Source organism: Agromyces sp. NPDC055661, assembly GCF_053618135.1.
Genome location: NZ_JBSHHC010000002.1, coordinates 150,812 through 165,516, shown reverse-complemented (window position 1 = coordinate 165,516; position 14,705 = coordinate 150,812). Strand labels below are relative to the sequence as shown.

Below are 14,705 nucleotides of genomic sequence, written 5' to 3'. Positions count from 1 at the left end.
ACATCCGCCCGTGGAATCACGTCATCGGTCGGCTTCGTCGAGCCACTTCTCCACGAGGTGGTCGGCCACGACGCGGCGGATGGTCCCCGACTTGCCGCGCAGCACGATCGACTCGGTGCGGATGATCGGGCCCTTCTTGCGCACGCCGTCGACGAGCTCGCCGTCGGTCACGCCGGTGGCCACGAAGAAGGTGTTGTCGCTGCGAACGAGGTCGTCGAGCTCGTAGACCTGGTCGCAGTCGAGTCCGGCCGCCTCGCCGCGGGCGCGCTCGGCGTCGTCCTTCGGCGCGAGCCGGCCCTGCATGAACCCGCCGAGCGCCTTGATCGCGCACGCGGTGGTGATGCCCTCGGGGCTGCCGCCGATGCCGACGCACATGTCGATGCGCGACTCGTAGCGAGCCGCGTTGATGCCGCCGGCCACGTCGCCGTCGCTGATGAGGCGCGTGCCGGCGCCGACCGCACGGATGTCGGCGATGAGCTGCTCGTGCCGCGGGCGGTTCAGCACCGCGACCCGGAGCTCGCCGACCTCCTTGCCCTTGGCGGCCGCGAGCGCACGCAGGTTCTCGCCGATGGGCTTGCGGATGTCGACGACGCCGATGCCCGAGGCATCCGTGACGATCTTGTCCATGTAGAAGACGGAGGACGCGTCGAGCATCGTGCCGCGGTCGGCGACGGCGATGACCGACAGCGCGTTCTGACGCCCGGCTGCGGTGAGCGAGGTGCCGTCGATCGGGTCGACCGCGATGTCGCAGGCGGGGCCGCGGCCGTTGCCGACGCGCTCGCCGTTGAAGAGCATGGGCGCCTCGTCCTTCTCGCCCTCGCCGATGACCACGACGCCGTCGAAGTTGACCGTGCCGAGGAAGGCCCGCATCGCGTCGACCGCGGCGCCGTCGGCGGCGAGCTTGTCGCCGCGCCCGATCCACGGGTACGAGCGGATCGCAGCCGCCTCGGTCGCGCGCACGAGCTCGAGCGCGATGTTGCGGTCGGGGTGCAGGTAGAGGCTGCTTTCGGTGTCGGTGCTCACGATCGGAGGTCCTTCCCGGAGTGGTCGGTCGGAGGTCGGGCCTGAGTGGCATCCGCGAACCGGTGCCGAGCCTGCTTTCGAGCTTAACGATTCCGAGGTCGGGAAAACGCATTCCGTAGCGTCTGTGACGTGAAAGTTCGTGCGTTCTTAACGATCAGCGGGAACCGCCTCACGAGACGACGCCCACGACCACTCCGTCATCTCCCACGATCAGCTCGGACCACCGCGGCGAGCTCCGCGGCCCGACGTGCCACGACGCGACCCGGATGCCCCGGGCCTCGCGCCGCGCCGCCTCGAGCACGCCGTCGGCGCCCGGCCGGCACGCCGTGACCGCGCTGAGGAACAACCACGCCGGACCACGGCAGAGGTCGTCGAGCGCGAGCGAGGTCGCTGCCGAGCGCCCCGACGCCGCGAGCCGCTCCGCCTCGCCGGCGGACTGCGGCGCGTACGACGCGACCATGTCGGCGCCGAGCGCCCGCACCGCGGCGGCCGTGAGCAGCCCCTCGGGCGCTCCCCCGATGCCGGTCACCACGTCGAGGTCGGTGCCGCGCTGCGCGGCCCGCAGCGATCGCTCGATGTCGCCGTGCTCGAACGGCACCACGGTCGCGCCGGCGGCTCGGGCGCGCGCGGCGACGTCGGCGTTCCGCGGCCGGTCCTGCACCGCGACGCGCACGTCCGCCGTCGCGACGCCGCGCACGTCGGCGAGGCGTCGCACGAGCCGTTCGATCGGGAGCCCCGCGGCATCCGGCAACCAGGTGACCTGCTTGGCGAGGTAGTGCGCCGGGCCGAGGTCGGCGAAGCCGTCGCGGCCGCTGACCGCGAGCACCGCCATCGCCCCGTCGCGACCGGATGCCGCGAGCCTCGTGCCGTCGACCGGGTCGACCGCGAGGTCGAGCGTCGGCCCGCCCGTGCCGAACCGCTCGCCCGGTGCGAGCATCGGCGCCTCGTCCTTCTCGCCCTCCCCCGCGACGACGTGCCCGTCGACGGCGATCAGGGCGAGTGCAGCGCGCAGCGCGTCCACCGCGGTGCCGTCGACCGCCATGCCGTCGCCCGAGCCGACGAGCGGCACGACGGATGCCGCGGCCGTCGCCGTGGCATCCCGCAGCGCATGCGCCAGCGCGTCGCCGAGCTCGTCGAGGGGCGTGGGGGCCGGGGAGGTCACCCGTTCATCCTGCCCGTCGCCGGCGACCTGAGCACTCCTCGCCACCTCGCTAGACTCGTCGACGAACCCCAACGTCACCTTCGAAGGAGCACCATGCCCATCGCAACCCCGGAGCAGTACGCCGAGATGCTCGACACCGCCAAGGCGAAGGGCTTCGCCTTCCCGGCGTTCAACGTCTCCTCCTCGCAGACGCTCAACGCGGTGCTGCAGGGTCTCACCGAGTCGGGCTCCGACGGCATCATCCAGGTGACGACGGGGGGCGCCGACTACTTCGCGGGCCACACGGTGAAGGCTCGCTCGACCGGCGCCCTCGCCTTCGCGAGGTTCGCGCACGAGGTCGCGAAGTCCTACCCGATCACGGTCGCGCTGCACACCGACCACTGCCCGAAGAACGCGCTCGACGACTTCGTGTTCCCGCTCATCGCCGCCTCCGAGGAGGAGGTCAAGGCCGGCCGCAACCCGATCTTCCAGTCCCACATGTGGGACGGCTCGGCGGTTCCGCTCGATGAGAACCTCGAGATCGCCAAGGAGATCCTCCCCCGCATGAAGGCCATCAACGCCGTGCTCGAGGTCGAGATCGGCGTCGTCGGCGGCGAGGAGGACGGCGTCAGCCACGAGATCAACGAGCACCTCTACACGACGCTCGACGACGCGATCAAGACGGTCGAGGCGCTCGGCCTCGGCGAGCAGGGCCGCTACATGGCCGCGCTCACGTTCGGCAACGTGCACGGCGTCTACGCGCCCGGCAACGTGAAGCTCCGCCCCGAGCTCCTGAAGGACATCCAGGACGGCCTCGCCGCGAAGTACGGCACCGGCCCGAAGCCCCTCGACCTCGTCTTCCACGGCGGCTCGGGCTCGACCGACGAGGAGATCGCCGAGGCCGTGCGCAACGGCGTCGTGAAGATGAACATCGACACCGACACGCAGTACGCGTTCACGCGCTCGATCGCCGGCTACATGTTCGAAAACTACGACGGCGTGCTCAAAGTCGACGGGTCGGTCGGCAACAAGAAGCTGTACGACCCGCGCGCCTGGGGCAAGGTCGCCGAGTCGGCGATGGCCGTCCGCGTGGGCGAGTCGACCCGCCAGCTCGGTTCGGCCGGCAACTCGATCAGCGCGTAGGCAGACCGATGCCCCAGGACGAGGCCGCTCGCACGCCCGACGCCCCCGGTCAGGGTGGCGCTGCCGACGAGCGGCCTCGTCCGCGCTACGGCGAGTACGCACCGGAGGGCTGGACCTGGCAGCCGCCCGCCGACGAGTCGGCGGCGCCCGCGCAGCCCGCGCAGCCCGCGCAGCCCGCACACCCCGCCCAGCCGGCCGCGCCGCCTCCGCCCGCTCCCGTCGCGCTCCCCGGCGAGCGCCGACCCGGCGCCGTCGACCGCGTCGTGACCATCGCGCTGCTCGTGCTCGGCGCGTTCGGCGCGATCAACACCGCGGCGAGCCTGCAGGTGCTCCCGCAGCAGTTCTCCCTCGTCTACGAGCAGCAGGGCATTGGCGACTTCACAGCGCCCGAGTGGCTGCCCACCCTCACCATGGTGGGCACGGTGCTGCAGCTCGCGCTCTACGCGGGGACGCTGGGCTGGTCGATCCTGCGCCTGCGTGCGCACAAGACCGCGTTCTGGGTGCCGATCCTCGGCGGCGTGCTGTCGCTCGTGCTCATGATGGTGATCGTGTCGATCGTGTTCCTCAACGACCCGGCGTTCGTCGCGTACATCGAGCGCATGGCGGGCACGACGGCACCGACGCCGTAGCGCCGCGCCCCGGCGCGACGCGCGTCACCGCGCCAGCGCCGGAGCGCCCTCCCCCGCGTCCGTGGCCTCCTCGAGCGGCGCCGCGAACTGCGCCTCGTACAGCCGCGCGTACGCGCCGCCTGCGGCGAGCAGCTCCTGGTGGGAGCCCTGCTCCACGATCCGCCCCTCCTCCATCACGATGATGAGGTCGGCGTCGCGGATCGTCGAGAGCCGGTGCGCGATCACGAAGCTCGTGCGGTCGGCGCGGAGCGCGTTCATCGCGTGCTGCAGCAGCAGCTCGGTGCGGGTGTCGACCGAGCTCGTCGCCTCGTCGAGGATGAGCACCGACGGGCTCGCGAGGAATGCGCGCGCGATCGTGATGAGCTGCTTCTCGCCGGCCGACAGGTTCGACGCCTCGTCGTCGAGCCGTGTGTCGTAGCCGTCGGGCAGGCTCCGCACGAACCGGTCCACGTACGTCGCGCGGGCGGCCTCGAGGATCTCCCCCTCCGTCGCGCCCGGGCGCCCGTAGGCGATGTTCTCGCGGATCGTGCCGGCGAACAGCCACGTGTCCTGCAGCACCATGCCCATCCGCGAGCGGAGCTCGTCGCGCGTCATCCGCGTGACGTCGAGTCCGTCGAGCGTGATCCGGCCGGAGTCGAGCTCGTAGAAGCGCATGAGCAGGTTCACGAGCGTGGTCTTGCCCGCGCCCGTGGGTCCGACGATGGCGATCGACATGCCGGGCTCCGCCGTGAGCGAGAGGTGGTCGATGAGCGGCTTCTCGGGGTCGTAGCGGAACGACACGTCGTCGAAGACGAGGCGCCCGCTCGTCGCGGCCGGCCGTTCGGGCTTCGCCGGATCGGCCGACTGCTCGTCGGCGTCGAGCAGCTCGAACACGCGCTCCGCGCTCGCGACGCCCGACTGCAGCAGGTTGGCCATCGACCCGAGCTGCGCGAGCGGCTGCGTGAACTGGCGCGAGTACTGGATGAACGCCTGCACGTCGCCGAGCGAGATGCTGCCCGCCGCGACCATCAGGCCGCCCACGACGGCGATGCCCACGTAGACGAGGTTGCCGACGAACGTCATCGCGGGCATGATCAGGCCGCTCACGAACTGGGCGCCGAAGCTCTGCTGGTAGAGCTCCTCGTTCTTCTCGTCGAACCGGCGGCCGACCTCGGGACGGCGGCCGAACACGCGCACGAGGGCGTGGCCCGAGTAGGCCTCCTCGACCTGCGCGTTGAGCTCGCCGGTGTGCCGCCACTGCTTCACGAACAGCCCCTGCGAGCGCTTCGCGATGAGCGCCGTGATCACCAGCGTCAGCGGGATCGTGACGAGCGCGATGAGGGCGAGCAACGGCGAGATGATGAACATCATGACGAGCACGCCGACCACCGTGAGGAGCGAGGTGAGCAGCTGGCTCATGGTCTGCTGCAGCGTCTGCGAGATGTTGTCGATGTCGTTCGTCACCCGCGAGAGCAGCTCGCCTCGCGGCATCCGATCGAAGTACGACAGCGGGAGGCGATGGATCTTCGCCTCGACGTCCTGGCGCAGCCGGTAGACGGTGCGCTGGGTGACGCCGTTCAGCACGTAGCCCTGGGCCCACGCGAACAGCGCCGCGAGCACGTAGAGCAGGAGCACCCACGCGAGCACCGTGGCGAGCGCGGTGAAGTCGATGCCCTGTCCGGGCACCAGGTTCATCGAGGCGACCATGTCCGCCTGCTGGTCGTTCCCCTGCGCGCGGAGCGCGGCCACGACCTGCTCCTGCGTGGCGCCGGCGGGCATCTGCGACGAGATGAAGCCCTCGAAGATGAGGTTCGTGCCCTCGCCGAGGATCTTCGGCCCGAGCACCGAGAACGTGACGCTCACGACGCCGAGCAGGATCACGAGCACGACGAGCGCGCGCTCGGGACGGAGCCGCCCGAGCAGTCGCTTGGCGCTCGGCCAGAAGTCCATCGACTTCTCGCCGGGCATCGCCATCATGCCCATCGGGCCGCCGCCCATCGGCCCGCGCCGCATGGGCGGCCGCGGCGGAGCCTGCGTCTCCTGTCGCTCGTCGGTCATGCCGCCGCCTCCTCCGCGCTCAGCTGGCTCTCCACGATCTCGGCATAGGTCGGCGAGGTCTCCAGCAGCTCCTCGTGCGTGCCGCGTGCGACGATGCGTCCGTCGTCGACGACGAGGATCTGGTCGGCGCCGACGATGGTCGCGACGCGCTGGGCGACGACGAGCATCGTGGCGCCGGCCTCGGCTCGTGCGAGCGCGGACCGCAATCGCGCATCGGTCGCCGTGTCGAGCGCCGAGAACGAGTCGTCGAACAGCAGGATCGGCGGCCTGCGCACGAGCGCCCGCGCGATCGAGAGGCGCTGCCGCTGGCCGCCCGACACGTTGGTGCCGCCCTGTGCGACGGATGCCTCGAGCCCCTCGGGCATGGCCTCGACGAAGTCGCGCGCCTGCGCGGTCTCGAGCACGGCCCAGAGCTCGTCGTCGGTCGCGTCGGGATCGCCGTAGCGGAGCGTGGACGCGACGGTGCCGGCGAAGAGGTAGGGCTTCTGCGGCACGAGCCCGAACTGGGCGTTGAGCACGTCGGAGTCGAGCTCGCGCACGTCGACGCCGCCGACCAGCACGCTGCCGCTCGTCACGTCGAAGAGGCGTGCAGCGAGGTTGACGATCGTGGTCTTGCCGGCGCCTGTCGCGCCGATCACCGCCGTGACCCTGCCGGGTTCGGCGACGAAGCTGACGTCCTTCAGCACCGGATCCTCCGCGCCGGGGTAGGCGAACGTCACGTTCCGGAACTCGAGCGTGCCCGGCTCCGTCAGCTCGGTCGTGCCGCCGATCGGCTCGACGACCGACGGCTCGGTCCCCAGCACCTCGCCGATCCGGCCCGCCGAGACCACGGCGCGCGGCAGCAGGAACGCGATCATCGTCGCCATCATGACCGCGATGAGGATCTGGATCAGGTAGCTGAGGAACGCGATGAGCGAGCCGATCTGCAGCGAGCCGTCCTCGACGCGGAAGGCACCGAACCAGAGCACCGCGACGCTCGACACGTTGAGCACGAGCAGCACGATCGGGAAGACGAGCGCGAAGAGCCGGCCGGCGCGCAGCGCGGTGTCGGTGAGCGCGTCGTTCGCCTGCTCGAACCGGTCGTCCTCGACCTGCTCGCGCACGAAGGCACGGATGACGCGGATGCCGGTGAGCTGCTCGCGCAGCACCCGGTTCACGCCGTCGATCCGCTTCTGCATCGACTGGAACAGCGGCACCATGCGGCTGAGGATGATGCCCAGGACGAGGAGCAGCACCGGCACGGCGACCACCATGATCCACGACAGCGTGAGGTCCTCGCGGAGCGCGAAGATGACGCCGCCGATGGCGAGGATCGGCGCCGACACGAGCACCGTGCACGACATGAGCACGAGCATCTGCACCTGCTGCACGTCGTTCGTCGACCGGGTGATGAGGCTCGGCGCGCCGAAGCGCGACACCTCCTGCTCCGAGAAGTCGCCGACGCGGCGGAACACCGAGCGGCGCACGTCGCGGCCGAACGCCATGGCCGCCTTGGCGCCGAACCAGACCGCCGCGATCGCGCAGGCGATCTGCACCAGCGTCACCCCGAGCATGACACCGCCGATCGAGAGGATGACGCCCATGTCGCCCTTGGCGACGCCGTCGTCGATGATGTCGGCGTTCAGGGTCGGCAGGTAGAGCGAGGCCATCGACTGGGCGAACTGGAACACCACCACCCCGATCAACAGGCCCCAGTACGGCCGCAGGTGCTGGACGAGGAGTCGCATCAGCATGGGTCGGATCCCTTCTCGATGCCGTGGACGACGAGGTGCGCGAGCTCGGCGGAGTCGAGGCTGCCGGGCAGGTCGTTGAGGTGCGGCATCGCCGACGCGAAGGCGACGAGCCGGACGAACGCGAACACGCCGGCGGGCGGCACTCGCAGGCGGTCGAGCTCGGGTGCGAGCAACTGCTCGAAGATCGACACGATCACCGCCGGGTCCGCGGACGCCGGGGGCCGCGGACGACCGCCCAGCGAGGCGAAGACCCCGAAGATGCCCGTGAACCGGTCGTGGAAGCGGTCGATGATGAGCCGGACCTTGAGCTCGAGCGGCAGCGACGCGTCGATCGACCGGAGCGCGGCCCGGAACGGCTCGGGGTCGAGGAACTCCTCGACGGCGGCGTCGATGATCGCCTCCTTGTCGTCGAACACCCGGAAGAGGGTGCCTTCGGCGACGCCGGCCGCCTCGGCGATCTGGCGCGTCGTCACGTCGCGGCCGTACGCGACGATGAGCGGCACGGTGGCGCGGGCGATGGCGCGGCGGCGTTCCTCGACGGGAAGCGGGCTCGCGCGGCCGGGGCGCTCGACGGTGCGTTGCATGCGGCGATCGTACCTCGGAGTGAGCGCTCACTCACTCCCCCGGACGCACGCTCACAGCGAACGCGCCCGGCCCTCGCCGAACGCGGGTGTCAGGCGTCGGCGTTCGCGCGCGAGCGCCCACCCAGGGCACGGGCGTCGCGGTTGCCGCTGAGGTCGCGGCGCAGCTCCTTCGGCAGCGAGAACATGAGGTCCTCCTCGGCCGTCTTCACCTCGGCGACGTCGCCGTAGCCGGCGTCCTCGAGCTCGAGGAGCACCTCCTTGACGAGCCCCTCGGGCACGGATGCCCCGCTCGTCACGCCGACCGTCGTGACGCCGTCGAGCCACTCCTGCCTGATCTCGGTCGAGTAGTCGACCCGGTACGCGGCCTTGGCGCCGTTCTCGAGCGCGACCTCGACGAGGCGCACGCTGTTCGACGAGTTCGCGGAGCCGACCACGATGACGAGCTCGGCCTCCTGCGCGACCTTCTTGATCGCGACCTGGCGGTTCTGCGTGGCGTAGCAGATGTCGTCGGAGGGCGGGTCCTGCAGGGCGGGGAACCGCTCGCGCAGCCGCCGCACGGTCTCCATGGTCTCGTCGACCGACAGCGTGGTCTGCGAGAGCCACACGACCTTCTCGGGGTCGCGCACCTCGATGTTCGGCACGTCGTCGGGGCTGTTCACGAGCGTGACGTGGTCGGGTGCCTCGCCTGCGGTGCCCTCGACCTCCTCGTGGCCCTCGTGGCCGATGAGCAGGATCTCGTAGTCGTCGCGCGCGAAGCGCACTGCCTCGCGGTGCACCTTCGTGACGAGCGGGCACGTGGCGTCGATGGCGTGCAGGCCCCGATCGGATGCCGCGTTCACGACGGCCGGCGAGACCCCGTGCGCACTGAACACCACGTGGGCGCCCTCGGGCACCTCGTCGACCTCGTCGACGAAGATGGCGCCCTGCTTCTCGAGCTCGGTCACCACGTGGATGTTGTGCACGATCTGCTTGCGCACGTAGACGGGCGCGCCGTAGTGCTCGAGCGCCTTCTCGACGGCGATCACGGCGCGGTCGACGCCGGCGCAGTAGCCGCGGGGCGCCGCGAGCAGCACCCGCTTGCGTCCGGGGGCGGGGATATCCTTGAGCCGGCCGCGAACGCCCGGCATCCTGGGCATCCCAAGGCCGATTCGCGGGGCATCCGTCGTGCTCGTCACGGTGTCCATCCTACGCGGGCGATGCTGGGCGAGCGGCGGGAGGACCCATGACGGACGCACCGGCGACGCGCGAGCATCCGTGGCCCGTGGCGCTGCTCTCCGCGAAGCTCAAGGACTACCTCGACCGCCTCGGCACGGTCTGGGTCGAGGGCGAGATCACGCAGTGGGGCGTCTCGGGCGGCAACGTCTACGGCAAGCTGAAGGATCTCGAGACCGACGCCACGGTCTCGTTCACGATGTGGTCGTCGGTGCGCGCACGCCTGTCCGAGCAGTTCAAGCAGGGCGACCACGCGGTGCTGCTCGCGAAGCCGAGCTGGTGGGTCAAGGGCGGCACGCTCTCGATGCAGGTCTACGACATGAAGCACGTCGGCCTCGGCGACCTGCTCGAGCGCCTCGAGCGCCTGCGCCGGCAGCTCGCCGCCGAGGGCCTCTTCGACGCCGACCGCAAGAAGCGCCTCCCCTTCCTCCCGGCCGTGGTGGGCCTCGTCACGGCGCGCGACAGCGACGCCGAGCAGGACGTGCTGCGCAACGCCCGCCTGCGCTGGCCCGCGGTCGAGTTCCGCACGGCGTATGCGTCGGTGCAGGGCGACCGCACGGCGCCCGAGGTCGTCAACGCGATCCGGCGCCTCGACGCCGACCCGGCCGTCGAGGTCATCATCGTCGCGCGCGGCGGCGGCGACTTCCAGAACCTGCTGGGCTTCAGCGACGAGCGGGTCGTGCGCGCGGCGGCCGCGGCATCCACGCCGATCGTCTCGGCGATCGGCCACGAGGCCGACCGGCCGCTGCTCGACGACGTCGCCGACCTCAGGGCCTCGACGCCGACGGATGCCGCGAAGCGCGTCGTGCCCGATGTCGCCGAAGAGCTCATGCGGGTCGAGCAGGCCCGCGCCCGCCTCGGCATGCGGCTCTCCGGGCTGCTCTCGCGCGAGATCGATCGGATCGGCCACCTGCGCGCCCGGCCGGCCCTCGCCGAGGCCGGCTGGATCGTCGACCGTCGCGCCGAGGACCTCACGCGCTGGGTCGCGCGCGGCACCGAGCTCATCGAGCGCTGCATCGAGAAGCAGACGGCGCGGATCGGCGAGCTCCGCGGCCACCTGCGCGCGCTGTCGCCGCAGGCGACGCTCGACCGCGGCTACGCCATCGCGCAGGGCCCCGACGGGCACGTGCTGCGGGCGCCGGCGGCCGCCCCCGAGGGCGCGACCCTCACGCTCACGCTCGCCGAGGGCGTGATCGGGGCCGTCTCCACCGGCGCCGCGTCGCACGACCTCCGCGAGCCCGCACCGTCCACAGGGGGCGCGGGGCGCTCCACGGGGGCGTCGGGCCGCGACGGCGGGGTCGGCGACGCCGAATAGAATGGGTGGCATGCCCCCCACCACGGATGTCGCCGAGCTGACGTACGAGCAGGCGCGCGACGAACTCGTGCAGGTCGTCGCCGAGCTCGAGCAGGGCTCGGCGACCCTCGAGCAGTCGCTCGCGCTGTGGGAGCGCGGCGAGGCGCTCGCGGCACGGTGCGAGGAGTGGCTCATCGGCGCGCGGGCGCGCCTCGACGCGGCGCGCGCCGGAGCCGGGCGCGGCACGCCCGCGGCATCCGACGACCCCGGCGCCCGCTGATGGCGCAGCGACCGCAGCGGGTGGTGGCCGAGCTCGGCCGCCCCGAGACGCCTGAGGAGACGGTCGCCCGCAAGGCGCAGAATTCGCGCCTGCACCGCCAGCGGCAGACCGTGCTCAACCTCGTGCTGTCGCTCGGCGCGAGCCTGCTGGTCGTGCTCGTGATCGTGCTGCTCGTGCCGCGCTCCGACACGGCGATGACGCGCGACGTCGACGTGGCGCCCATCGCCGAGCAGGCGCAGGTGGCGAGCGACGACCAGCTCGCCGTGCCCGAGCTTCCCGAGGGCTGGCGTGCGAACGCCGCCGAGCTGCGCACGTCGCAGGTCGACAAGGTCACCGCCTGGTACGTGGGCTACCTCACGCCGAGCGACGAGTACATCGGCATGTACCAGGGCTTCGACGCCAACCCCACGTGGGTGGCGGGCCTGCTCGCCCGCACGCTGGCCACGGGCACGACCACGATCGACGGCGTCGAGTGGACCGTGTACGACAACCGCGACACGGGCGACGACGTGGGCAACGCGAAGTACGGACTCACCACCGAGGCGGGCGACAGCACGTTCGTCCTGCTCGGCACGGGCACGCCCGAGGAGTTCGAGACGCTGGCCACCGCCCTCACCCCCACCATCGACGCACTGCGCTGACCCGAAGCCGAGCCCGACCCGCCCCGAGAGGAGCCGCCGTGAGCGAGCAGCCGACCGAACGCCGCCCCGAGTCCCCCGCAGAGGCCTGGCGCGAGCTGCGCGCCGGCAACCAGCGGTTCATCGCGGGCGAGCCGCGGCATCCGCGTCAAGACGTCGATCGCCGGCGCGAGCTCGCCCTCTCCCAACGTCCGTCGGTCGCGATCTTCGGATGCTCCGACTCGCGACTGTCGGCGGAGATCATCTTCGACATCGGGCTCGGCGACGCCTTCGTCGTGCGCAACGCCGGGCAGGTCGTCTCCGACTCGGCGCTGGGCTCGCTCGAGTACGCCGTCGGCGTGCTGGGCGTGCCGCTCATCCTCGTGCTGGCGCACGACCACTGCGGCGCGGTGCGCGCCGCGATCGAGTCGCAGGGACCCGAAGCGGCGCCGCTGCCGCCGCACATCTCGTCGCTCGTCGAGAAGATCGTCCCCGCCGTGCGACGCGTCGCCGGCGTCGAGGCCGGCGCCCCCGTCGAGGTCGACCACATCGACGCGGCCTACGTCGGCCGAGAGCACCTGCGCAACACCGTGGCCGAGCTCCTCGAGCGCTCGGAGGTCATCAGCGACGCCGTCGCAGCGGGTACGCTGGCTGTCGTGGGCGCGAATTACCGGCTCGTCGAGGGCCGCGCCGAGACCGACGTCGTCGTCGGCCGCATCTAGCGCCGCCAAGCCGCGCGAGCGGCGTCCGGCCGGGGCATCCGGCATGCGAACCGAAGGGGAACGAACCGTGGTGGACAACGCCGCCGAGTACCGCATCGAGCACGACACGATGGGCGAGGTGAGGGTGCCGGCCTCGGCGCTCTACCGGGCGCAGACGCAGCGCGCCGTCGAGAACTTCCCCATCTCGGGCTCGGGCCTCGAGGTCCAGCAGATCCAGGCGCTCGCGCGAATCAAGAAGGCCGCCGCGCAGGCGAACGCCCGCCTCGGCGTGCTCGACCCGGCGATCGCGCGAGCGATCGAGGACGCCGCCGACGAGGTCATCGCCGGCCGCCACGACGTCGTCGCGCACTTCCCCGTCGACGTCTACCAGACCGGCTCCGGCACGTCGTCGAACATGAACATGAACGAGGTGCTCGCCACGCTCGCGACCGAGAAGCTCGGTTCGCCGGTGCACCCGAACGACCACGTCAACGCGTCGCAGTCGTCGAACGACGTGTTCCCGACGTCGGTGCACATCGCCGTGACCGCCGCGCTCATCGACGACCTCGTCCCGGCGCTCGACCACCTCGCGGTCGCGCTCGAGGCGAAGGCCGAGCTGTGGGCCGACGTCGTGAAGGCCGGCCGCACGCACCTCATGGACGCGACGCCCGTCACCCTCGGCCAGGAGTTCGGCGGCTACGCCCGCCAGGTCCGCCTCGGCATCGAGCGCGTGCGCACGGCACTCCCCCGCGTCGCGGAGGTCCCGCTCGGCGGCACCGCCGTCGGCACCGGCATCAACACGCCCGCGGGCTTCCCGCAGCTCGTCATCGAGCTCCTCCAGCAGGAGACCGAGCTGCCGATCACCGAGGCGGTCGACCATTTCGAGGCGCAGGCCAACCGCGACGGCCTCGTCGACGCATCCGGCGCCCTGCGCACCATCGCGGTGAGCCTCACGAAGATCTGCAACGACCTGCGCTGGATGGGCTCCGGCCCGAACACCGGCCTCGGCGAGCTCAGCATCCCCGACCTGCAGCCCGGCTCGTCGATCATGCCCGGCAAGGTGAACCCGGTCATCCCCGAGGCCGTGCTCATGGTCGCCTCGCGCGTCATCGGGAACGACGCGACGATCGCGTGGGCCGGGGCATCCGGCTCGTTCGAGCTCAACGTGCAGATCCCAGTCATGGGCACCGCGCTGCTCGAGTCGATCCGCCTGCTCGCGAACTCGACGCGCGCGCTCGCCGACAAGACCGTCGATGGTCTCGAGGCGAACGTCGAGCGCACGAGCGCCCTCGCCGGCATGTCGCCGTCGATCGTGACGCCGCTCAACAAGCACATCGGCTACGAGAACGCCGCGAAGATCGCGAAGCACTCGGTGAAGAACGGCATCACCGTACGCGACGCCGTCGTCGACCTCGGCTTCGTCGACCGCGGCGAGCTCACCGAGGAGCAGCTCGACGCGGCCCTCGACCTGCTGTCGATGACGCGGCCGCCGAAGGCGTAGCGCGCGCTGCCGCCCGGAGCTGCGACTCCGGAGGAGATCCTCACGAGGGGAGGACGGATCCGCGTGATCCGTCCTCCCCTCGTGCGTTCCTCCTCCGCTCCTTCGCCGGGCGTAGCGTGGGAACCATGGATCACGGAGGAACCCCGGTCACCTCGGTCGCCGAGCTCGAGGAGCTCGTCGGGCAGCCGCTGCCCGCCGCGCGGAACAAGGTGCGCGACCGGCTGCACGAGCTCGACCGCGCCTGGCTCGCCGCCTCGCCGCTGTGCTTCATCGCGACCGCCGACGCCGCGGGCAATGCCGACGCCTCGCCGAAGGGCGACCCGCCCGGCTTCGCGCTCGTGCTCGACGACACGACGATCGCGCTCCCCGAGCGGCCGGGCAACCGGCGCGCCGACGGCTTCCACAACGTGCTCGCGAACCCGCACGTCGGACTCGACTTCGTGATTCCCGGCCGCGGCGACACGCTGCGCGTCAACGGCCGCGCCCGGCTCCTGCGCGACGTGCCCTACGCCGAGCGGATGCGCGTGCGCACCCATGTGCCGACGCTCGTGCTCGAGGTCGCGATCGACGAGGTGTTCTTCCACTGCTCGAAGGCGTTCCTGCGCTCGAAGACCTGGGACCCGACCACCTGGACGCCGGATGCCGCGCCCCGCCGCCCCGTCATCGCGCGCACGCTCGAGCGCCCCGACGACTCCCTCGAGGTGCTCGAGCAGTACTACGGCCCCGCGTACGCCGACAGGATCTACGGCTGACCGACTCTACGAGCACAGGTCGACGAGTGCGAAGGAAGCGGAGTATGCTCCCCGGTTG

Annotated in this window: 14 protein-coding genes; 8 read left to right on the top strand and 6 right to left on the bottom strand. The window is 71.6% G+C overall.

Annotated elements, in window-relative coordinates:
* Nucleotides 1–21 precede the first annotated feature (21 nt).
* Together glpX and ACWGO8_RS14325 are read right to left on the bottom strand one after the other, a co-directional pair.
* Nucleotides 22–1,026, bottom strand: a complete 1,005-nt coding sequence (gene glpX / locus ACWGO8_RS14330) for a class II fructose-bisphosphatase (protein ID WP_452044571.1) — start codon at nt 1,024–1,026, stop codon at nt 22–24.
* A 166-nt stretch (nt 1,027–1,192) separates the two neighbouring features.
* The gene (locus ACWGO8_RS14325) at nt 1,193–2,185 is read right to left on the bottom strand and encodes a fructose-bisphosphatase class II (RefSeq protein WP_452043713.1); all 993 of its coding nucleotides are present in this window, start codon (nt 2,183–2,185) and stop codon (nt 1,193–1,195) included.
* A 93-nt stretch (nt 2,186–2,278) separates the two neighbouring features.
* Between ACWGO8_RS14325 and fbaA the strand changes: the two genes are divergently transcribed.
* On the top strand, nt 2,279–3,307 hold the full coding sequence (gene fbaA / locus ACWGO8_RS14320) for a class II fructose-bisphosphate aldolase (protein WP_376955581.1): 1,029 nt from the start codon (nt 2,279–2,281) through the stop codon (nt 3,305–3,307).
* 8 nt (nt 3,308–3,315) lie between these two features.
* A complete protein-coding gene (locus ACWGO8_RS14315; RefSeq protein ID WP_452043712.1) occupies nt 3,316–3,936 on the top strand; it encodes a DUF6264 family protein in 621 nt (206 codons plus the stop codon).
* Nucleotides 3,937–3,960: 24 nt separating this feature from the next.
* On the opposite strand, the gene ACWGO8_RS14310 is transcribed toward ACWGO8_RS14315, so the two are convergent.
* From ACWGO8_RS14310 to ACWGO8_RS14295, 4 genes are all read right to left on the bottom strand, one after another.
* Nucleotides 3,961–5,973: an ABC transporter ATP-binding protein gene (locus ACWGO8_RS14310; protein ID WP_452043711.1), complete on the bottom strand. Its 2,013-nt coding sequence runs from the start codon at nt 5,971–5,973 to the stop codon at nt 3,961–3,963.
* Complete coding sequence (locus ACWGO8_RS14305) at nt 5,970–7,706, bottom strand: ABC transporter ATP-binding protein (RefSeq protein ID WP_452043710.1); 1,737 nt, start codon at nt 7,704–7,706, stop codon at nt 5,970–5,972. Before ACWGO8_RS14305 ends, ACWGO8_RS14310 begins: the two co-directional genes overlap by 4 nt.
* Complete coding sequence (locus ACWGO8_RS14300) at nt 7,700–8,290, bottom strand: TetR/AcrR family transcriptional regulator (RefSeq protein WP_452043709.1); 591 nt, start codon at nt 8,288–8,290, stop codon at nt 7,700–7,702. Before ACWGO8_RS14300 ends, ACWGO8_RS14305 begins: the two co-directional genes overlap by 7 nt.
* 89 nt (nt 8,291–8,379) lie before the next feature.
* Nucleotides 8,380–9,426, bottom strand: coding sequence for a 4-hydroxy-3-methylbut-2-enyl diphosphate reductase (locus tag ACWGO8_RS14295; RefSeq protein WP_452044570.1), 1,047 nt, complete (start codon nt 9,424–9,426; stop codon nt 8,380–8,382).
* Nucleotides 9,427–9,512: 86 nt separating this feature from the next.
* Here ACWGO8_RS14295 and xseA point away from each other — a divergent pair, with 86 nt between their 5' ends.
* From xseA to ACWGO8_RS14265, 6 genes are all read left to right on the top strand, one after another.
* Nucleotides 9,513–10,817, top strand: a complete 1,305-nt coding sequence (xseA, locus tag ACWGO8_RS14290) for an exodeoxyribonuclease VII large subunit (RefSeq protein ID WP_452043708.1) — start codon at nt 9,513–9,515, stop codon at nt 10,815–10,817.
* 10 nt (nt 10,818–10,827) lie between these two features.
* Nucleotides 10,828–11,076, top strand: a complete 249-nt coding sequence (locus ACWGO8_RS14285) for an exodeoxyribonuclease VII small subunit (RefSeq protein ID WP_376955587.1) — start codon at nt 10,828–10,830, stop codon at nt 11,074–11,076.
* Complete coding sequence (locus ACWGO8_RS14280) at nt 11,076–11,717, top strand: DUF4245 domain-containing protein (RefSeq protein WP_452043707.1); 642 nt, start codon at nt 11,076–11,078, stop codon at nt 11,715–11,717. The genes ACWGO8_RS14285 and ACWGO8_RS14280 overlap by 1 nt, the downstream gene beginning before the upstream one ends.
* A gap of 38 nt (nt 11,718–11,755) precedes the next feature.
* The gene (locus tag ACWGO8_RS14275; protein ID WP_452043706.1) at nt 11,756–12,415 is read left to right on the top strand and encodes a carbonic anhydrase; all 660 of its coding nucleotides are present in this window, start codon (nt 11,756–11,758) and stop codon (nt 12,413–12,415) included.
* A gap of 67 nt (nt 12,416–12,482) precedes the next feature.
* Nucleotides 12,483–13,895: a class II fumarate hydratase gene (locus ACWGO8_RS14270; RefSeq protein WP_452043705.1), complete on the top strand. Its 1,413-nt coding sequence runs from the start codon at nt 12,483–12,485 to the stop codon at nt 13,893–13,895.
* Between the two features lie 125 nt (nt 13,896–14,020).
* Nucleotides 14,021–14,647, top strand: a complete 627-nt coding sequence (locus tag ACWGO8_RS14265; RefSeq protein ID WP_452043704.1) for an MSMEG_1061 family FMN-dependent PPOX-type flavoprotein — start codon at nt 14,021–14,023, stop codon at nt 14,645–14,647.
* Nucleotides 14,648–14,705 lie beyond the last annotated feature (58 nt).